Annotated in this window: 15 protein-coding genes, 1 tRNA gene and 1 rRNA gene; 7 read left to right on the top strand and 10 right to left on the bottom strand. The window is 56.0% G+C overall.

Annotation, left to right across the window (positions count from 1 at the left end):
• Positions 1-9 precede the first annotated feature (9 nt).
• From BM131_RS02945 to BM131_RS02930, 5 genes are all read right to left on the bottom strand, one after another.
• Positions 10-1,227 (bottom strand): OpgC family protein, encoded by a 1,218-nt coding sequence (locus tag BM131_RS02945; RefSeq protein WP_090185418.1) that lies wholly within the window; start codon positions 1,225-1,227, stop codon positions 10-12.
• Complete coding sequence (gene mdoH / locus BM131_RS02940) at positions 1,202-2,971, bottom strand: glucans biosynthesis glucosyltransferase MdoH (RefSeq protein WP_090185416.1); 1,770 nt, start codon at positions 2,969-2,971, stop codon at positions 1,202-1,204. The genes BM131_RS02945 and mdoH overlap by 26 nt, the downstream gene beginning before the upstream one ends.
• Before the next feature lies 1 nt (position 2,972).
• Entirely contained in the window at positions 2,973-3,131 is a 159-nt protein-coding gene (locus tag BM131_RS20200; RefSeq protein ID WP_175499139.1) for a hypothetical protein, read from the bottom strand.
• Entirely contained in the window at positions 3,128-4,717 is a 1,590-nt protein-coding gene (locus tag BM131_RS02935; RefSeq protein WP_090185414.1) for an OpgD/OpgG family glucan biosynthesis protein, read from the bottom strand. Before BM131_RS02935 ends, BM131_RS20200 begins: the two co-directional genes overlap by 4 nt.
• Before the next feature lie 138 nt (positions 4,718-4,855).
• Positions 4,856-6,055, bottom strand: coding sequence for an ROK family transcriptional regulator (locus tag BM131_RS02930; protein ID WP_090185410.1), 1,200 nt, complete (start codon positions 6,053-6,055; stop codon positions 4,856-4,858).
• Between the two features lie 180 nt (positions 6,056-6,235).
• Here BM131_RS02930 and BM131_RS02925 point away from each other — a divergent pair, with 180 nt between their 5' ends.
• The 3 genes from BM131_RS02925 (at position 6,236) to BM131_RS02915 (ending at position 9,216) form a co-directional block, all read left to right on the top strand.
• Positions 6,236-7,255 (top strand): substrate-binding domain-containing protein, encoded by a 1,020-nt coding sequence (locus BM131_RS02925; protein ID WP_090185407.1) that lies wholly within the window; start codon positions 6,236-6,238, stop codon positions 7,253-7,255.
• A gap of 123 nt (positions 7,256-7,378) precedes the next feature.
• Positions 7,379-8,446, top strand: coding sequence for an ABC transporter permease (locus BM131_RS02920; RefSeq protein WP_090185405.1), 1,068 nt, complete (start codon positions 7,379-7,381; stop codon positions 8,444-8,446).
• Positions 8,446-9,216, top strand: coding sequence for an ATP-binding cassette domain-containing protein (locus BM131_RS02915; protein WP_090185402.1), 771 nt, complete (start codon positions 8,446-8,448; stop codon positions 9,214-9,216). Before BM131_RS02920 ends, BM131_RS02915 begins: the two co-directional genes overlap by 1 nt.
• 49 nt (positions 9,217-9,265) lie before the next feature.
• Here BM131_RS02915 and BM131_RS02910 read toward each other — a convergent pair whose 3' ends face one another.
• Positions 9,266-11,779 (bottom strand): cation:proton antiporter, encoded by a 2,514-nt coding sequence (locus BM131_RS02910; protein WP_090185399.1) that lies wholly within the window; start codon positions 11,777-11,779, stop codon positions 9,266-9,268.
• A 560-nt stretch (positions 11,780-12,339) separates the two neighbouring features.
• Between BM131_RS02910 and BM131_RS02900 the strand changes: the two genes are divergently transcribed.
• On the top strand, positions 12,340-13,518 hold the full coding sequence (locus BM131_RS02900) for a tyrosine-type recombinase/integrase (protein ID WP_090185397.1): 1,179 nt from the start codon (positions 12,340-12,342) through the stop codon (positions 13,516-13,518).
• A complete protein-coding gene (locus BM131_RS02895; protein ID WP_090185394.1) occupies positions 13,512-14,315 on the top strand; it encodes a hypothetical protein in 804 nt (267 codons plus the stop codon). Before BM131_RS02900 ends, BM131_RS02895 begins: the two co-directional genes overlap by 7 nt.
• A 67-nt stretch (positions 14,316-14,382) precedes the next feature.
• Here BM131_RS02895 and BM131_RS02890 read toward each other — a convergent pair whose 3' ends face one another.
• Positions 14,383-14,838 (bottom strand): hypothetical protein, encoded by a 456-nt coding sequence (locus BM131_RS02890; RefSeq protein WP_090185392.1) that lies wholly within the window; start codon positions 14,836-14,838, stop codon positions 14,383-14,385.
• Between the two features lie 234 nt (positions 14,839-15,072).
• Between BM131_RS02890 and BM131_RS02885 the strand changes: the two genes are divergently transcribed.
• Complete coding sequence (locus BM131_RS02885; RefSeq protein ID WP_245754118.1) at positions 15,073-15,273, top strand: helix-turn-helix domain-containing protein; 201 nt, start codon at positions 15,073-15,075, stop codon at positions 15,271-15,273.
• Between the two features lie 301 nt (positions 15,274-15,574).
• Positions 15,575-17,635: a hypothetical protein gene (locus BM131_RS20475; RefSeq protein ID WP_090185383.1), complete on the top strand. Its 2,061-nt coding sequence runs from the start codon at positions 15,575-15,577 to the stop codon at positions 17,633-17,635.
• 149 nt (positions 17,636-17,784) lie between these two features.
• On the opposite strand, the gene BM131_RS02870 is transcribed toward BM131_RS20475, so the two are convergent.
• The 3 genes from BM131_RS02870 to rrf all read right to left on the bottom strand — a co-directional run bounded on the left by BM131_RS02870 (position 17,785) and on the right by rrf (position 20,433).
• Positions 17,785-19,878, bottom strand: coding sequence for an AAA family ATPase (locus BM131_RS02870; RefSeq protein WP_090185381.1), 2,094 nt, complete (start codon positions 19,876-19,878; stop codon positions 17,785-17,787).
• A 279-nt stretch (positions 19,879-20,157) separates the two neighbouring features.
• Positions 20,158-20,234 (bottom strand) — tRNA-Met (locus BM131_RS02865).
• A gap of 84 nt (positions 20,235-20,318) precedes the next feature.
• Positions 20,319-20,433 (bottom strand): 5S ribosomal RNA (gene rrf / locus BM131_RS02860).
• Positions 20,434-20,461 lie beyond the last annotated feature (28 nt).

Raw genomic sequence — 20,461 nt, 5'->3', positions numbered from 1 at the left:
TAGTTGCCCCTACTGCGGCGCAGGCACTTTGGCCTTTGCCGCAGGCTTTGCGCTGCGGGCGCTGTCGGCGACGCGGGCAGCGATATAGCAGATTAACACACCGATCACGGGCAAGACCCAAGGCAGCCACGTCACGCGCGGCTCTACGATCATCAGGATTTGCCCGACGAGCGCGAGGATCGTACCAAGCCCAAACACCAGTAGCCCATGCCCGCCCATCAACCGCAGCGGCGCAGCATAGCGGTGGGCGCAGATGCGCGTCACAAAGGGCAGGCAAGACAGCACATAGGCCAGCGCCAAAATATGCAGCAGGCGCGGCAATGCCAGCATGGTCTTGTTATGGGACACGATGTTGCCGGGCGCGCCCAGACGGCCAAGCTGCGCCATCTTATGGTTCATGATCGCGCCCAGCTCTGGCACATGCCGCCATGCGAAAGCGAAGATCAAAAAGCCCAAGGTCAGCGCAAACAGCGCTTTAGAATAAGGAACTAGCCGTTCATCGCGGCGGTGACGGATGCCAATCAACAGGCCGATGGTAAAAATCAGCTGCCATGTCAGCGGGTTCAAAAACCAGCCACCATTGCCCGGATAGATCGGGATATTCCACCGCATCGCGCCAGCAACAAACCACAGCGCGACAGACCCTGCGAGGGTCAGCCATGGGGCCCTTACCCCCGCGATCAGCAGAAACGGCGCTGCGATCAGCAGCACGATATAGGACGGCAGAATGTTCACATAGCCGATCTGATAACCCAGTATCGGCAAGCCGATCAGCGCGGCGCCGGTGTTGTCATAGATCGCTGCAAGGTTATGCATCTCTCGGAATGCCGACCGATAGAACACCCCAGCGGACCAACTGAATAAGCCGATGGCAATCACGCTGAGCACGATTTGCACAACATAAAGCGTCCAAGACCGGCGCCACATCGGGGCCATGCCGTCCCACAAACGCGACTCGCCAGCCAGCCAGCGGGCGATGCCGGGGGAATAGGCGATGCCAGCCGCGATACCGGACATGATAAAGAACGCCTCTGCCGCGTCGGAAAAACCGATGTTGCGGACAGTGATCTCTTCCCACGGATTGCCAGGCATGTGATCGATCAAGATCATCATCAGCGCCAACCCGCGAAACGCGTCGATCCGAGGATCACGCGGGCGGGATGGTGCGATCAAACCTTGCCGGGCCGGGCTAAGCTGTGCCTTAGGCCGAGCGGGTGATCGCGCCATCTGGTATTCCTTCTGTTCCGGCGTCCTGCGCCATCCGTCTGCGATAATCCGCGACGACGGGGGGCAGCGTCATTTCCTGCGGAACGCGGAAGACACTTGTTAAAATAGGCCACGATGTGACCGTAATCAGAAGCGGTGCAATAATCATCGGCACGGTGACAGGCAAGAGCCAGACGATCAACGCAGGGGCGGCCTGCAGGACAAAGATCGTCACAGCCACACCGAACAACGTAATCCAGCGACCGGCGCGCCAGCCGTCCAGCAGGCTAAGCCGCCCTTCGCCGCGCGCGGTTGCGGGCCAACCACCATCGCGGCCTGATAGCACTTCTGCCACGGCGCGGGATTGATACATCAGCATCAGCGGCGCAATCAGTGCAGTCAGCAAGGTTTCCGACAAGACAGAGGCGAAGGCCCGTGCTGTGCCACCGAAACCAGAGGTGCGCCGCGCGGCGACGGATTCCGCAAAAATCGCGAGTTTGGGCAGCAAAAGCAGTCCGCCGACACCCACGGCCAGCGCGATGACTTGGAATGTCTTATCGTCGGGAAACTTGGGAAACAGCTGGTAGGCGTCCGGGAAATAGTTCGGTGCGCCAGCAGTTGCAGCTGACAACATCGACACGATCAAGAACGCGCCCCACGCCAGCGACACCAAATAAGATAGGATGCCCTGCACAAAGACAAACCGGCTCCACCCACGCAGACCGGGGGCATTCAGCAAGCGGATGTGCTGCAGGTTGCCCTGGCACCAGCGGCGGTCGCGGCGGGCAAAGGCCAGCAGGTTGTCGGGGCCTTCCTCGAATGATCCCTCAATGCGGGGGTCCATTTCGACCTGCCAGCCGCCGCGCACCAAAAGCGCAGCCTCGACATAGTCGTGACTCAGGATCGTTCCGCCAAAAGGGGGCGGGCCAGACAGTTCCGGCAGACCGCAGCACTGCGACACGGCGCGCACGCGGGCGATGGCATTATGGCCCCAGAACGGACCCGCCTGCCCCTGCATCCGCGCCAAGCCGCGCGCGAAAACCGGCGAATGAAAGCTGGCCGAAAACTGCATCGCCCGGCCAAAGGCAGAGCCGGCCCCGACGATTTTGGGCAACGACTGCAGCAGACCGATGCCGGGATTGTCTTCCATCCGGGCGATCATGTGGCGAATGGTTTCGCCTTCCATCAGGCTGTCGGCGTCCAGCATCACGACGTAGGTATAATTGCCGCCCGCCTTGCGGATGAAATCCTCGACGTTGCCAGCCTTGCGGCCATAGCGGTCGGTGCGTACGCGGTAATAAACGCGGTTCGGGCCATCCTCGAGCGAGAAAAGCGGCGCGAGCGCGTTGCGCTCTGCGATCAGCGCATCAGGGTCAGAGGTGTCGGACAGGATGGCAAAATCCGCAGGCACGCCTGCCTTTTGCAGCGACAGGCGCATGGCCTGCACGCGGGCGCAAACCTCTACCGGGTTTTCGTTGCAGATCGGCACAAGGATCGCCGTCGGCGGAAAGGATTGCATGCTCAGCCCAACACGCGGCAATGGCGCAAGGCTCGGCAGGCCGACAAAAGCCTGCGCTGCGCCCCATGCAAGCCAACCCGTTGTGATCGCAATCAAAAAGACCGCAGCCGCATCCCACGCGTCAAAGCCAGTGTTCAAACCAGCCTGCGCAAGCGTCGCCGCGGCAGCGGCTGTGCACAGCGCTGCGAACGTCAAGGCACCGACGCGGTTCAGGCGGGTACGCAGCGGTCTTAAATGCGGTTGCAAATCAGGCGTTCCGCAAGAAGAGGCGGCTGACGAGGTTCATGATCGACGGACGTTCAGCATGTTCCAACACCTGCCGCGGCATATCGAGCGGGGCAAATGGTGGCTCTAGTGATTTCATGTCGAATGGAAAAGCGACAGCGTCGCTGGAATCGTAGGTCATGCTTTTCGCCATTGGTATACCCAAGTCTCTGTCAGCTGCCGGTCACCGGCGGCAAGGTTTGCGCGCAGCTCGACTGTGGCGTCATCATCTGACGCGACCTCCAGCACAAGACGCCACATTGCGTCATGGCCTTCGATGCGCTGCAGCGTTTGCTGAAGCACTTTGCCGCCGCTGATCGTTATCTGCGCCTCAACCACCTGCTCGCCAAAGGGTTCCGCCAAAGGACCGCCTTCGTAGTCGATGACGAATTTTCGCTGATCCGTGCGCGGTTTTACGCCAGCAACGCCGCCGTGACCGGCCAAAGTGCGCGAAACTTGGGCAAGTTCGGAACGCGACCCAACGGGGTCCATGCCCCAATGCAAACGGTACGACACATTGGCGCTGCTGCCTGCGGTAAAGCTTTCCTGCGGCACCCAGAAGGCGACGATATTGTCGTTCCCTTCTAGATCGGATGGGATTTCGATCAGGCGGATCATACCAGTGCCCCAATCGCCTTGCGGCTCGACCATCAGGCTTGGGCGCAGTTCGTAGTGCGCGCCCGCATCAAGGTAGTCATCAAAGGCACGGTGACGCTGTACCAGGCCAAACGACTTCGGCGACTGCGCGCTGAAATACGAATTGGCCAGCTTTTCAGGGTTATGTAGCACCCGGAAGAGCGTGTCGTTCTCGCTATTGATGATCAGCGCTTCGCTGTCATGGACGCGCGTGCGGTAGTCATCAAAGCTGCCGCGATCGTTCAAGCCGAACAGGAACATCGACGTCAGCGGCGCAATGCCAAGCTGGGCCACGTCTTGACGGAAGAACAGCTCGGTTGTCACGTCGACGGTCGTCGTCTCGCCGGGGGTCAGCACGAAACGGTAGGCACCCGCGACGGATTCGCTTTCCAGCAGGGCGTAAAACGTCACGGATGTGCTGCCCAAGGCAGGACGTTCTAACCAGAACGCGCTGAAACGGGGAAACTCCTCGGCCTCTGACGTGGCAGTATTGACGGCCAGACCGCGTGCGCTGAGGCCGTAGCGGTTGTCTTTGCCAAGGGCGCGGAAATAGCTGGCACCAAGAAACGACACGACTTCATCAAAGCGGTCAGGCGCATTCAGGGGCATGTTGATGCGGAAGCCAGCGACGCCCGGCAGCGGAGTGCCTGCGCCGATCTTGCCTGCGGCATCGCCGTAATAGACGAAATCGTCGGATGTGAACGTCAGCGGCGTCGCGACGCTGCCGACGACTTCGAACAAGGACACTGTGCTGTCGAACAACCAACCGGGGTGGTAGGCGTGCAGCACGCCCGTCGCATCCGGACCAGCCCAAAGCGCGCTGTCTTCGTTAAACTGGACGTTGCGATAGTCGTCGTAGTCCAAATCGGTAAACGGCGCGCCTACAGTGTTTGGCGCAACATAGTCCGCAGCTGCTGTCTGGCGGGCCCGTTCGATCAGCATTTCAAACGAAAATGGCACCGGCTGAGCAGCGTTCTGCGCAAAGGCAGGCGCGGCCATATGTGCAGCCGCAGCGATGGCTGCAAAGGATGAGGCACCGCGCAACAGAAAGGACCGTCGCGAAAGATGCGCTGTGTTGCGCGATAAAGTCATGTGGGAATTCCGATTCTTGCTGCGGTGCAGAATATGATGCTTTGCAAGGAACTTTCAATACGCCGCCAACGCGTTGGCGGCAAAACGCCGGGAATATCCGCGCGGGCCGTATAACCACGGGTTGTGCCGTCGTTTGGGTCAGGCGGCAGACAAGCCTTGGTGGGTATTGAGAAAGAAATTCGCGCGGATCGGACCGCAAGCAGCCCCAAGAGCCCGGGCGTTTGCGCCGATGCTCCCCGCCTCGATCGCCGGAACAATAAGGCCGCGGGTATCCTGCGTCGCCACGTAGCGCCGCACCCGCGTCACCAATTCGTGCCGAATGTGATCAGGGAAGGCACCGTCGATCAAGATCGCCTCGAAATCGATGACGGCGCAGGTGGAAAGGCTAGCCTTAGCAAGTTCCTGCGCGGTTTGGCTGAGCCAAGGATCGACATAGCGCGATAGCCGCTTCCAACTGGTCGGATCGGTCCACAGCTGGCGGGTATCCTGATCGACCTCTTGCAAGCGCGCCTCTAGCAGGTGCAACGAGGCGGCATCCACAAGCTGCATGCTTTCGCCGTTCAACCCAATGCTGCGCAGTGATCCCAGCGCGCCAGCGTTGCCCTGCCGCCCCTCGAACACCGAATTATTCAACACGACACCGCCGCCGATAAAGGCCCCGATAAAGAAATAGGCGTAGTCCCGAAACGCCTTACCGCGGCCATAGATGTGCTCGGCTTGGCAGGCCGCTGTTGCATCATTCGTGACCATGACGGGCAGCGGGCTGAACCGCGCAATTTCGCTTGCAATGCTGACGTCCTTCCATGTTTGGAACGACTTAGCGCGCGGGCCTTTTAGATTGTGCCAGTTCCACAACTCGAACGGGGCAGCGACGCCGATGCCGCAAATCCGCGTACGCTGATCGGCGGGCAGATCGGCAGTCAACGCTCTGATCCCCTCTTCGAGGAAAGCAAAAATTTCTGATGGCAGGGGGTAGTCATAGCTCAGATGAACCTCGGCCCGCACTTTGCCGACAAAGTCCATCAGCAACAGATTCGCTGACCGCCGTCCGATTTTCAGCCCAAAAGCATAGGCCCCCGTCGGCGCAAGGCGCATGGGAATCGACGGTTTGCCGACCTTGCCGCGCACGGCGTCGCCGCGTTCAACCAGCCCGTCAGATTCCAGTTTGCGCAGGATACTGGACACCGTGGGGGCCGACAAACCGGACAACCGCGCGATATCCGTGCCCGGCAACGCAACGTTGCGCTGCACCAGTGACAACAGCAGGCGCGCGTTATGATCCCGCACGCCGCTTTGGCTGAGGCCCGTGCTGATAGTCTGGATCAAAGCAGTTTCCATACGCGCTACATAATCGCCTTCCACGCCTTAGGATACGCCCTCTATTTAATAAAGTAACCTAATTAATTAATTGACAGGATGATTGGAATGTCGTTTCTAGCTGTCAGGGCGAGCGCAAAAGCGAGTCGCCTGACTGCCGGAGTGGAGGCTTCGGTCAGAGGAATTCCTAGGGAGGACACCATGAAGAAACTGCTTATCAGCACCGCATTGGCCGCTATTACGACCGCTGGCATGGCTTCGGCCGAAGCCCACGGCGCATCGGCATGCCTGATCACCAAAACAGACACCAACCCGTTTTTCGTCAAAATGCGTGAAGGCGCTGAAGCGGCTGCCGCAGAAGCTGGCATGACCCTGCGGTCCTATGCTGGCAAGGTGGACGGCGATCACGAAACGCAAGTCGCAGCGATTGAAACCTGCATCGCCGATGGCGCATCGGGTATCCTGCTGACCGCATCCGACACATCGTCCATCGTTGGCGCTGTGACCCAAGCCCGCGAAGCTGGCCTTTTGGTCATCGCGCTGGACACCCCGCTAAGCCCGATTGACGCGGCTGACGCGACCTTTGCCACAGATAACTTTCTGGCGGGCGAGCTGATCGGTAAGTGGGCTGCCGCCAAGCTGGGCGACGGCGCTGCTGATGCGAAAATTGCCATGCTTGATCTGGCAGTCAGCCAGCCGTCGGTTGACGTGCTGCGCGACCAAGGTTTCTTGCAAGGCTTCGGCATTGAACTGGGCGATCCTAACGTCATCGGCGACGAAGATGACGCGCGCATCGTCGGCAATGACATCACCGCCGGCAACGAAGAAGGTGGCCGCAAGGCGATGGAGAACCTTCTGGCCGTCGATCCGATGATCAACGTGGTCTATACCATCAACGAACCTGCAGCTGCGGGTGCTTATGAGGCGCTGAAGTCCTTTGGCCGTGAAAACGACGTGCTGATCGTCTCTGTCGACGGCGGTTGCCCCGGCGTGCAGAACATCGCCGACGGCGTGATCGGTGCAACGGCGCAGCAGTATCCACTATTGATGGCGTCCAAGGGGATCGAGGCGATTGCCGCTTTTGCTGCTGACGGCACCAAGCCGCAGAACACCGAAGGCAAGGATTTCTTTGACACCGGCGTCGCGCTGGTGACGGACGAACCTGCTGACGGCGTCGACAGCATCTCGGTCGCTGAAGGCACGGATCTGTGCTGGGGCTAAGCCGCCCTTTGACCCGCGCGGCCTAAGCCCGCGTGTCTTTGAAAGGGGCGGGATTTTCCTGCCCCTTTCGCCGCGGCCCCGGTGCGGGCCGATATTTACCTGCAGAACGGGGGGAGACTGAAAATGGCTGGTCATGCCGATGATTATGAGTCCGTCATAAAGACGACCAAATCCGAAGACGTCGCTAAATTTGCCGCTCATCGAAAGGGCGCGCTGTCCAAGTTGCAGCATGCGCTGCACGTCAACCCTGCGCTTGTGCCGCTGTTCGTGCTGCTGGCGTCCATTGCAGTGTTCGGCTTGCTTTTGGGGTCGAAGTTCTTTTCCCCCTTTGCCCTGACGCTGATCCTGCAACAGGTCCAGATCGTCGGCATCGTCGCCGCCGCGCAAAGCCTTGTGGTTCTGACGGCCGGTATCGATTTGTCTGTTGGCGCAATCATGGTGCTGTCGTCGGTCGTGATGGGGCAGTTCACATTTCGCTACGGATTGCCCGTCGAAGTCGCGATCGCCCTTGGCCTCGTGTGCGGTATGATCTGCGGCTATATTAACGGCTGGTTGATTGCCGTCATGAAGCTGCCGCCGTTCATCGTGACCCTTGGGATGTGGCAAATCGTACTGGCCACAAACTTTTTGTATTCCTCGAACGAGACGATCCGCGCGCAGGACATCGAAGCGAACGCCCCCCTGCTGCAAGTCTTTGCCACCAAGTTCAACGTTGGCGGCGCGGTGTTTACCGTAGGCGTCGTGTTCATGGTCGTGTTGATGCTGTTCTTATCTTACGTGCTGAAACAGACCGCGTGGGGCCGCCACGTTTATGCCGTCGGCGATGACCCAGAGGCGGCGCAGCTGTCGGGCGTCAACGTCAAAGGCGTGTTGATTTCGGTCTACGTGATTTCCGGTCTGATCTGTGCCTTTGCGGGCTGGGCTTTGATCGGGCGCATCGGCTCGGTCTCTCCGACCTCTGGGCAGCTTGCGAATATCGAAAGCATCACGGCTGTGGTGATCGGCGGCATCTCACTCTTTGGCGGGCGCGGGTCGATTTTGGGCGCGCTGTTTGGGGCGCTGATTGTGGGCGTGTTCACCTTGGGCCTGCGCTTGGCCGGGGCTGACGCGCAATGGACGTTCCTGCTGATTGGCGCGCTGATTATCGGCGCTGTGGCAGTGGACCAGTGGATCAGAAAGGTATCGGCATAATGGAACCTATTCTTAAAGGCCGCGGCCTTGTGAAGCGCTACGGCAAGGTCACCGCGCTCGATAACTGTGACTTCGACCTGTATCCCGGTGAAATCCTTGCGGTGATTGGCGACAACGGCGCAGGCAAATCGTCCTTGATCAAGGCCGTGTCTGGCGCTGTCATCCCAGACGAGGGCGATGTGTTTTTGGAAGGCCGCAAGGTCAAGTTCACCTCTCCCACGGATGCGCGCAAAGAGGGGATCGAGACGGTTTACCAAACCCTTGCCATGTCCCCTGCCCTGTCGATCGCCGACAATATGTTCATGGGCCGAGAGCTGCGCAAACCCGGCTTTCGCGGCAAAATCCTGCGCCAGCTTGATCGTTCGCGGATGGAACAGATCGCCCGCGACAAGCTGACAGAGCTAGGGCTGATGACGATCCAGAACATCAACCAAGCGGTCGAGACGCTGTCAGGTGGCCAACGCCAAGGCGTCGCCGTTGCCCGCGCGGCGGCTTTTGGGTCCAAGGTCATCATTCTGGACGAGCCGACAGCCGCCTTGGGCGTCAAGGAATCCCGCCGGGTGCTGGAATTGATCCAAGACGTGCGGGCGCGGGGCATTCCGATCATCCTGATCAGCCACAACATGCCCCATGTCTTCGAGGTTGCAGACCGCATTCACGTTCACCGCCTTGGCAAGCGACTTTGCGTGATTGATCCCAAGGACTACACCATGTCCGACGCCGTCGCGTTCATGACCGGGGCAAAGCAAGCGCCTGATCTGGCCGCCTAAGGCAGACTAAAACGGCAAGGCGTCCTAATTGGCGCCTTGTCGAGAACCGTTATTCAGCCCTGTCGTTTTCGACCGGAAGCAGATCAAGGCTGATCCCGCGCTGAATAGCAGATGCACGCACCGCGTCCTGCAATGCCGCGCTGCGCGACAGCAGCGATCGGAACCGCGCCTCGTCCAGCACGAGCAACGTCGACGGCGCGATCGCCCGCACTTCGGCCCGGCGCGATTTGCTGAGCAGCAAGGCCATCTGACCGAACATATCCCCCCGGCCCAGCCGCCACGTTTGCCCGGCGCTTTCCAGTTCCACAGCGCCTGATGCGATAAAGAATACGCTTTTCGCCGGGGTGTCCTTGCGCATCACGATCCGGCCCGCATCGACGTAAATTGTCTTGAGCGAGCGGCCAAGCGCCTTGAGCGCCCGATCATCAAGGTCAGCGAAAATCGGGAATTGGCGGATCAGATCAACCCGCTGCACAGCGATATCAAGGCGCGGACGCGCCTCTGCCTCTGCGCGGCGACCTGACAGTTTTTCGATTAAGGTGGCATAGACCTCTGCCCCGATCAGTCCGTCATCGCGCATGATCGCGTATTCCCGCTCTTCCAAGCGCAAGGCTGTGCGGCGGATGAAACGGCGCTCTAGCTCTTCGGCGTAGCCGGGATATTGCAGGCGCAGACCCTCCAGCGCCTTGGTGACGCCTTCAGCGCGGCGGGCGATCAGCTCGTGCAACAGGTCAGCAACACGGCGACCATGAATGCGGCGGATACGGCCATCAATAAAGGCGTCGATATCGCGCAAGATCAGCTGCTGCGACAACAGCCGTTCAAATCGGTCAGCCGTCATGCGTACCAGCCACCGCGACAGCCCGAGCCGGTTATGCAATACAACAGCCGTCCGAAACGCGCGGCCATAAGCGATAGAGCGGCGTGCCGCCTTTTGATAGCTGCTGCGACCGCCTGCACGCGCAGCCTCGATCAGCTGGTCGGCGTCAGACAAGATTTGATCCGCCATCCGAGACGAAATCGTGCGTTCTTTGACCCGCGCAAGGATGGTGTCCCGCTCGAAGCCAGCAAGCGCGATCAAGCCCAGCGTGATGCGGTCCCGGTCTAGAATGTCGTCAGCGTCCTCTGCCGCATCGACCGCTGCATCTAACCGCTCACCAAAGGTCTTCGCCTCGGACCGGACGGTTTCCTTGGTCAGCGCATAGGCTTCGGTCGTGCGGGCCAGCTCCTCTCGGACGGTCTGAAGTCCCACAGCAACCACCTGCCGCGAAAGCGCTTCGTCTATCGGTGACAAACGGTCGAGCTTCAGCCAACCGATGACAGACCGCAGCGTGGTACCCTGCACGATCAACGTGAACAGGGTAAATCCGGTGGCAAGGATACCGACAAGGCGCTTCACCTCAACGGGGACGCGAAAGCTTTCGGTGACGGCCAGAGCCAGCGCTAGGGTGACGGCCCCGCGCAACCCGCCCCACAAGATCGCAGTGCGATACGGCCGATCAACCCGCGGCGACAGGCGCAGCAGCGTCAGCAAGGGCAGTAGGCCGAACAAAACAACCGCACGTGATGCAATCGCGGCAACGACAACAACGCCGATCAAGGCGAAATCACTTAGCGTGACACCCTCTAACAGGCGCGGGATCAGCAAGGCGGCCAGAATAAAGATCAGCGCGCCAGCCCAATGCGCGAGCAGGTCCCAGACATCCCGCAGGTTCGCCCAAGCCTGCGGCGGCAAACGACCTGGCCCCGTCAAATTCACCGTCAAACCGGCGACAACCACAGCGATCACGCCGGAGGCGCCGACCATCTGTTCCGCCCCGACATAGGCCAAATAAGGCAATGAAACGGAGACAGAGATCAGCGCAAGCTCGTGCCGGCCGAACAGCGCCATGATCCAAACCGCCACACGCCCCGCCAGCCAGCCGGTCAACGCACCACCGCCGATCAACACGGGAAACTGCGCCAAAGCATCGCCAAGTTCGGGGTCCGGCACGCCCAGCATCACGAAGCCCATGAACAGGCCGAACAGCGCAATAGCGGCGGCGTCGTTCAACAGGCTTTCGCCCTCGATCAAGCGCGCTAACCGCCGCGGCGCAGAGATAGAGCGAAAGATAGAGACAACCGCCGACGGGTCGGTGGTCGAGACGATGGCACCGATCAACAGGCAGGCCGCCAAGGGCAAGGTGCTGACCCACGACAACGCATAGCCGACCGACAACGTCGCCACGACCACTGCCACAACAGCCATAACAAGAATGGGAACCCAGTCATCGACCATACGGCGCAAGTTCATGCCCAACGTCGCCTGAAACAAAAGCGTTGGCAAAAAGACATACAGGAAGACATTGGACCGGATCGGCAGCCCAAGGATCGCCTCTGCCACCGGATTCAGCGCATCGGTCAGGTCAGTGCGCAGGAAAAACAGCGCGCCTGATGCGATCAGAATGCCAAGCAGCGCAAGGATCACGCTGTAGGGCAGACGCAGGCGGGCGGCCAATGGCTCTGCCGCACCGATAACAAGGAAAAGCGATGCGATGACCGCGGTGATCAGAACAATATCCATGATCTGCCGATAGCAAGTTCGGCAGTTGTTGTAACGCCTCTTGCGCATCTTGTTGCTTAATGAGGGCTTAGAGATATGGGGTTTTGGTCCGCCACATGGGCTGGCCGTGGTAACCTTCCGGTAAAAGAATGGCTTTTTGTTTTGACTGACGTGGGGAAGACGGTGAGAGGCCTTCTTTCCACGTCGCGCGGCCCTAGTCGCTCCTGTCCGACCATGGCGCTGTGATTGAGGGGAACTAAGCCCTGCAGGCGATGCTGGCCACAATTGCGGTATGAACGGACGGCGAAGCACAGGATGCGCTTCCACGGCTTGCGCGCGAACGCAGAAATCCACCCGAAGGTGGCTTGTTCGACGTTGCTGGTTGCGGGAGTAGGATTTGAACCTACGACCTTCAGGTTATGAGCCTCACAGGCCAATCATTACCACAAGTTACTGAAAATTATTTACTATATATAGTTCAATATGTTAAGTCATATCCTCATTAAACCTACGTATCCTGTCATTGCCCGAAATTACTCCAGAGTGTAGCACCAGCGTAGCACCGGATTTGGGAGAGTGGTTTGACCAGTCATCATTTGAACTTCACGAAAGCCGCCTTACTGAAGGCACCCGCTGCCCAGAAGGACGCGAAGGATTACTACTACGACGATCGCGAAAAGGGCTTGGTCTTGGCCGTCACGCCCGCCGGAACCAAGTCGTTCTATCTGTACAAACGGATTGAGGGACGCCCGGAGCGGCTGCTGCTGGGACGCTTCCCAGATATCAGCATAGAGAACGCCCGCAAGCTGGCCACCGCTGCCAAGGGTGACATTGCCACCGGAGCCAACCCGCAGAAAGACAAGCGGGCCATCCGTGATGAAATGACCTTTGGCGCGTTGTTCACTGAATATCTGGAAAAGTACTCCAAAGTTCACAAGCAGTCTTGGACCTATGATGAACGCGAAGTGAACAAGTTCCTGTCGCGCTGGTTCAAGCGCAAGATATCGTCGTTTGACCGCGCCGAGATTGAACGCCTTCACGCCAAGGTCGGCAAAGAGAACGGTTTGTATCAGGCCAACCGCTTACTTGAGCGGATACGCTCGATCTTCAATAAGGCGATTGAGTGGGGCTGGCAGGGTCAGAATCCCGCTGTTGGCGTCAAGAAGTTCAAAGAGCAAAGCCGTGATCGGTTTTTGCAAAGTGACGAACTCCCCCGCTTCTTTGCCGCCTTAGCCAACGAGGCAAACGAGGCGGCGCGAGATTTCTTTATGATCTCGCTTTTGACCGGGGCGCGGAAGTCCAACACGCTTGCAATGCGTTGGCGTGACATCAACTTTGCCGCCGCAACGTGGCGCATTGAACAGACCAAGAATGGCGATCCGCAAACGGTCCACCTCCCAAAACAGGCAATGGCCATCCTAACCGCCCGCAAACTGGTGTCGGAAAGCCCATGGGTGTTTGAAGGGTCCGGCAAAAGCGGCCATCTGGCCGACCCTAAAAAAGCATGGGAGCGGATACTGGCGGAAGCTGGCATTGAAAACTTACGGATTCACGATCTGCGCCGGACCTTGGGCAGTTATCAGGCGGCAACCGGAGCCAATGGCTACATCATCGGCAAATCTTTGGGGCATCGCAGTCAGCAATCGACCGCAATCTACGCCCGCCTCAACCTTGATCCAGTGCGCGAAAGCGTCAACAAAGCGACTGATGCGATGTTTGGATATCGGGGCGATCAGGATGGGGAGATTGAAAAATGCTGAATAATGACCTTCACCCAATGCAGAGGTTTGATTTTGACAAAGAAGCCGCGCCGCAAATTTCAAGTTTTGTGGATGAATTGCCGCTTGAGAAGATTGCAGCGCTTATTCACCCAGAGCCAAACCATATCAACTCATACGATCTAAAGCAGGCTTTTTGTGCTGCGCTTGAGGCTTATACAGACGGCGCACTTCACCGCATGAACCAGAAATCCGAAGGCGAAGACAATCGCGCGCTGGATGCGGTCACCAGCAAAGCACAAGAGTTATACTCTGCCCTGCTTGCTGCGATGGATCATCCTGCACTTATCGGGCAGGTCCAAAAAGCTTTGGGCAACATTAAAACACTTCACCACCTACCCGACGGCAATACGCTTTCTGATTTAGTCGGAAATGATGGGCGGTCGTTCGGGCACTTATGCGAGTTGTTAGTCGATCTTCAAGTCGGGACTGAAGCCGCCATTCTGCGAAAACCGAAACTTCGAATTATTGAAAGCATGGATGGCGAACCAGATATGCGTTTAGATACCGATGAAGAGCTTGCCGAAAAAATGCTGGAATACCGGAGGCGATCTGTCGATCGACGGATACCGAACGATTATGCACTGCAACGTTTCCTAATGTCGATTAAGGGATACTGGCTGCAAGCCTCTCCCTACCCCTTTACGGAAGGGATGCATCACCGCGATCACGGCCAGACAGCCTCAAATGCGGTAGACGTCATGGAGCTTGTATTGCGGCTGTTCGACGGTGAAGTGACGCGCCAAAAGATTGTGACCGCTTTCAGAAAGGGTCCTTAATATCTGAGGCGGGTGCGATTCCAATATGTGCCAGTTACAACCGTCACCTTAGCGGACCAGCTGACCTTCATAACTTTGGGACCGAATAGAGTAAGCCGCGCACCACTTCCTCGCCGTCGACATCAATCCGACAAACAGCATCGAAACGTGCATGCGCGAGTTTTTGTTCTAAATTTTCTGAAAAACTAGCTGCAAAACTGATACGTTCTTCCTCAGATGGCGAGGTGCAAATTGACCAAGCACCTGCAATCCAAGGCGCAAGGTCGGCAGGTACTTCGAAGTAAATCCGGTCTGGATTGGCGAAATTTATTCTCCGGAGAAACATCGGCATATCGGCGACGGATGGATCGGAAACATCGGCATCCAAGACGATCCCACGCATGCCACTTTTAAAGGAGAAGACGTATGAGCCGTCCGGCATGTCAGGAATGCTAAAGTATCCCTTTTTATAGGTTTCAAAAGCAGTGTACCCGGCGATACCAATGACGCCGATCAGCAAAACTCTCAAAATCCACCGTAGCATAATGAGCAACTTCTTTCTTCAATGCCGACCGTTACTTAGCTTGTATCGCTCGATACGAAAAGTCTAGCGCCGCATGGTGTCTGCTCTTGGTCTAAAGCGGACCACTGCCGGGCCGCTTATCGCAAGAGTCAGGCACGATTTGTGCCCCAGCTTTTACGATCACCTTTGTTGGCCATTCGCGGGCAAAGCAGACAATTTATCCTCATTGCTCAAATGTAATGGAGATGAACTGCAATGACTAAATCGATGATCGCGCATCTGATGACCCCCACCGAAGTGGCGGAATATCTGGGTGTATCGAAAGAAACCCTCAACGTCTGGCGCTGCACCAAGCGCTACAACCTGCCCTATGTCAAAACGGGCCGTCTGGTGCGCTATCGCGCCGAAGACGTAGCAAATTTTGTCACCTCCCGTCTTCAGGGGGATGCGACATGAGCCACCACTGGACACATATCAAGTTTGCCGCCGTGAACGCCGTTTGCTTACCACGGTTGCCAAGTCTGGTTGCACAGTGGTTGCCGGATGGTCGCATGCATGGGCGGGAGTGGGTCGCTTTGAACCCAACCCGCGCGGATCGTCGCGCCGGGTCTTTTCGCATAAACCTTGAGAACGGACTTTGGGCCGATTTTGCGACTGATGACCGTGGTGGCGATCCAATTAGCCTTTACGCCTACCTCAACCGATTGTCCCAAGCCGCCGCAGCCCGCGAACTTGCAACATCTTTGGGAGTGGCGGCATGACCAATACCTTAGCAACCCTTGCCCACCCGAAGGCTGGCAGGCCCGCCACCAGCTACATCTATCGCAATCGCGACGGCAAACCCGTCTTGATCGCCAATCGGTTTAACAAGCCGGACGGCGGCAAATTCTTCATGCCGTTTGATGTCGCCCGCAATGAATGGAAATCGCCGGACACGCGCCCACTCTACAACCTCGACAAGATCACGCTGGCCGACCCAGCTCAGCCTATCGTCTTGGTTGAGGGCGAGAAATGCGCCGATGCTTTGACGGCACTTGGCTACCTCGCCACGACAACCTACGGCGGCTGTCAGGCCCTGCGGAAAGCCGACCTCTCACCCTTACGCAATCGGACCGTAACGCTATGGGCCGACCTCGATGAACCGGGCCTCTCTTACGTAGAAAAAGCCGCCATTACCTTACATAGGGATTTTGCGGCCTCGCCAAAGGTCGTTCCGATCTCGGAAACCCTCCTATGTAAGGTAAAGGTACGTAATGGGGGAAAATCAGGGCCGAATTCCCCTATGTACGGTAAAGGCTGGGATGCGGCAGACGCCGTTGCCGAGGGCTGGGACAACGCTCTGATTGATCGCCTGTTATCCTATGCCGAACCTTTGGACGCTGCCAACGCGGGTACGCCCCCTGTATCGCAGAACGACAAACCAGCGCCGCCCGGCCTAGCAGATGTCGAAGTTTGGAAAACGCCGGACGGCGAACCCTTTGCGACTTTGCGGTTTGATGGCCATTTTGAGCATTGGCCCATCGGGTCCGCGACATTCAAAAAGTACCTGTCATTCCAGCACTACCAAGCGACTGAAAAAATGTTGCCGCAATCAGCCCTGGACGATCAGCGCCGGACCTATGAGGGCCAAGCATTGTTTGGCAGCGACACCCATCCGGTGTTCAACCGGATCGGCACCTTGGGCCGCACCCTTTACGTAGACTTAGGGGGCGCGGATTGGAAAGCTGTCGCGATCAACAGTGAGGGCTGGCAGGTCATCGATCACCCCCCTGCCCGCTTCACCCGTGCCCGGTCGATGCAACCGTTGCCAATGCCCGCCACCAGTGGCGGCGATATCAACTTGCTGCGCCCATTCCTGAACACGGCCACAGAAGCTGACTTTCAAATGCTGGTCGCTTGGCTTATCGGCTGCTTCCATCCCAAGGGGCCGTATCCCATTTTGATCCTAAACGGCGAACAGGGCAGCGCTAAAAGTACGACGGCACGCGTCCTACGTAACCTTATCGACCCTGCAAACCCGATTGCCCGCAGTGCGCCCAATACGGAGCAAGATTTGGTCATCGCCGCAAAGCACAACCATGTGCTGGCGTTTGATAACCTTTCGACCATCAAGCCTATGATGGCGGATGCGTTTTGCCGGATCGCGACGGGTGGCGGGTTTGGCACCCGCAAGCTGCACACGGACGCGGATGAAATGCTGTTTAGCGCCACCCGGCCTTGCCTACTGAACGGCATCCCCGATCTCGCTGGCCGTCCTGATTTGGCAGACCGCGCAATAGTCGTGTCTTTGCCCGTCATTCCGCCATCTGAGCGAGCATTTGAGGGAGAGTTCAACAAAGAGCTGGACGCTGCCATGCCGCGTATCTTGGCGGGGCTTTTAGATGCCGTATCAGCCGCCCTCGGCAACCTCACCTCTGTGCGACTCACAGAGCGGCCTAGGATGGCCGACTTTGCAAAATGGGTGTCTGCCGCCGAACCTGCTCTTGGATGGCCTGAGGGCGCGTTTTTGGGAGCATACGCGGCGAACAGGGACTCAGGCGACCAAGCAACGGTTGAGGGCAACCCCGTAGGCTTGGCCATCATGAAGTTGATGCGTGACGATGTACGCTGGTCGGGTACGACGACAGAGCTAAAAACCACCCTACGCAATAGGTATCCACTGCTAACGGATGATCCCTACAGCTTCCCTCGCCAAGAGAACAAACTCTCAGCAGCCATCCGGCGCATCATGCCACCCCTGCGACGCATGGGCGTCGAGATCAGCTTTGCGCGGCAAGGGCAATCAGGCGAGCGTATCGTCAGGATTGAAAGAGCGTGATTGATCGTCAGTATCGTCAGTAAGTGCTTCCACTGACGATACTGACGATACTGACGACATAATTCAGCATCTATTATTGAAAATGCCTTAATATCGCGCGTGAGATAGCTTCAAAGAAATTGAAACCATTTTCAATCAGCGCAAAGCAGCTAGGCAAATGCTTCTAGGACGATTGCATCACAAGCAGCTAGAATATGGTCTGGCACTGTCTGAAATCTCGTTGGATCTAGCTGCATAATATAATCGTTTTCAATGTGATATGTTTCATTGATAAACTTAGCAGTGCTTGAATTACTCTTGTTTATCAAGCCCATCATTCTAAAGACTTGAAGCTTAGAGTAGCCATTCTCCAATTCTAAATATAGCGCATGTAGATTTCCATCATCTCTTATGAACCTCAAATATTGCTCATAGTCAAAATCCGGAAACAATGATTGAATCTCATCAACAGCTAACTGAACATCAGCTGCATCCATCCTTTCCAACTTTCCATCAACCCCAAATTGCTCAGGTTCAACCTTCTTATGCACCAGACTGGCCAAAACATTGTATGAATGACCTTTATTAGCAGATATTTCAAAGTAGCGGCGGAGCTGAATTACCTTGACCAAGAAATGCACGTCAGATTTTACAGCCGACATACAAGCTTGAGATGCAGAGATAATGTCAGACCTACCGATTTCCAACTCGGAGACAACAGACGATCGATTAGAAAGGAAGTGAGCTGATACACTTTCAAAGTGACCCCTTAATGTGTAAATCATGTCAATTACTGGTTCAAAGTCATGCGTCATCAGAAGCACAGTTTTGTTTTGGAAACTATTTGCGGAAACAAAAAGTCGCTTGATAATGGCGAACTTTTTATTCTTATCAAATGATGATATAGGATCATCGAGTACAATGAGATCAGGTTTAGTCTTCAAAACATGATGCATGAAAAGTATCAGTGCAAAAGCATTTTTTTCACCAAAACTAAGATGCTGAGAACCTTGCTCAACAAAAGATGAAAAATCATTGTGCCTCAAACGCATCCTGTAAGTTCTATCCGCCGATTCAACACAAACACTGTAGTCAAAGCCAGCATCCTTTAGAAATTCATTAATGCTATCTTCATTGGACTTTATCAAAGTAGCCACTTGTCTCTTATGAGCCGCGATACTGCCCTTCAAGAGACCTATCTTCGCTCCTATCAAATCTAGTTTTTCATTGCACTTACTCACAATCGCGCACGTCGATTTCGAAGAAATGCTCGGCAACCGATCCATATTTATTCTTAGGTCTAAAATCTTTGCATCATAATCCGTTACATCTTTAAGATTATGAAAATCGATTCCCTGCAATGCCGTTAGCTTGGAGTTAAGTAGTTCAATTTGATCCTTGATTGAACTCAAGAACAGCTTGTCCTCGTCAGTCAATGCTGTTTGACTCTCGATAATGCTTGAAAGCGTGCCATTTGCATCGTCGGAAAAGTAGTCAGATAGACTTTCTATAATTTCGATTAAAGCGTTTAAATGCTCGATCGTTTTGGTGTCGTACTCCTCGTCAATCCGAAGAATAGTTTCGTGCTTATCCGTTGCAGGCTGAGTGCAGTATGGGCAATCATCGGATAAAGCTAGATACCGCTTCCCCTCCATTTGCCACTTAAGCCACTGAACGTTTTCTTCCGATTGAAGAAATGGAGAATACGCCTCAAGACCAGCCGGGACATTCGAAATCTTATTTCCTTTTGCGGTCGACTTTCCAATAACCGACGCAGCTGAGTAGCTGGATGTCTTTGTTGCCTTACCAAACGCCTTAAACAGCGTCAAAAGATCTTCGCGCATCTCATCAATACTTGGATCATTCGAAAATACAGACTTTAGATCAGCAAAATGTGCTTCGATGTCAGCAAACTTCTCATCATATTCTTCATTTTTAATTAGGATTTCAAAGCTATTACTGAGCAACTCTTCCTTCTTGAACAAGACAGTATCGATATATGAGGAATCAAATACGGCAACAGACTTTATCTCATCAGCTCCAGAAATCACTGGGCCAGCGAAATCGGACGTCGTATTCGCTCCGATAAACTTAAACGGCATCAGAGACTTTAAGTCGCCCGATTCAGCCGCATTGAGCGTTATAGCCTTTGCTATGGTACTTTTTCCCGTACCATTCGCCGCAAATTTTATGTTCAGAAAGTTTTCTTTGATAGCTATAGATGCTCTATCAATATTATTGCAGTTCTCAATTACGATATCCATGCTCTACCTCTAAATTTAGCCTCGATAGCTTCTGATAGAAGGGACTACCAGTCAGCCAGCCAAACCTAGATCGCAGACGCCTCTGCGGGTAGCCACACTAAAAGTTGCATCACGATTTTTCATGCAACCTTAAAGATGTGTCACATCTATACCATGGTGCTAGCGAAATGAGTACACCGCCAGACCACAAACGTAGCACCAGCGTAGCACCACTCAAATCGCGAACGCCGAAAGCCACCCGAGGGTGGCGTGTAGCTTGTTGTTACTGCTGGGTATATTTGGTTGCGGGAGTAGGATTTGAACCTACGACCTTCAGGTTATGAGCCTGACGAGCTACCGGGCTGCTCCATCCCGCGCCATTATTGGACGTTATTTTTGTCCATATGTCGCTGTATTTGTTTGTTTTATATCGTTGAGAGATACGTGTCTGTGTTTATTAGGTGTGGCAATGACTTACTCTCCCACGTCTTAAGACGCAGTACCATCAGCGCGGTGGCACTTAACTGCCGAGTTCGGGATGGGATCGGGTGTTTTGCTCACGCTATGATCACCACACCAAAAAAACACAGACCGCGGGGGATTT

The sequence above is a fragment of the Loktanella salsilacus genome (assembly GCF_900114485.1).
Lineage (GTDB): Bacteria > Pseudomonadota > Alphaproteobacteria > Rhodobacterales > Rhodobacteraceae > Loktanella > Loktanella salsilacus.
Note: the sequence above shows the minus strand (reverse complement) of the source record. Positions and strands in the feature narration are given on the sequence as shown.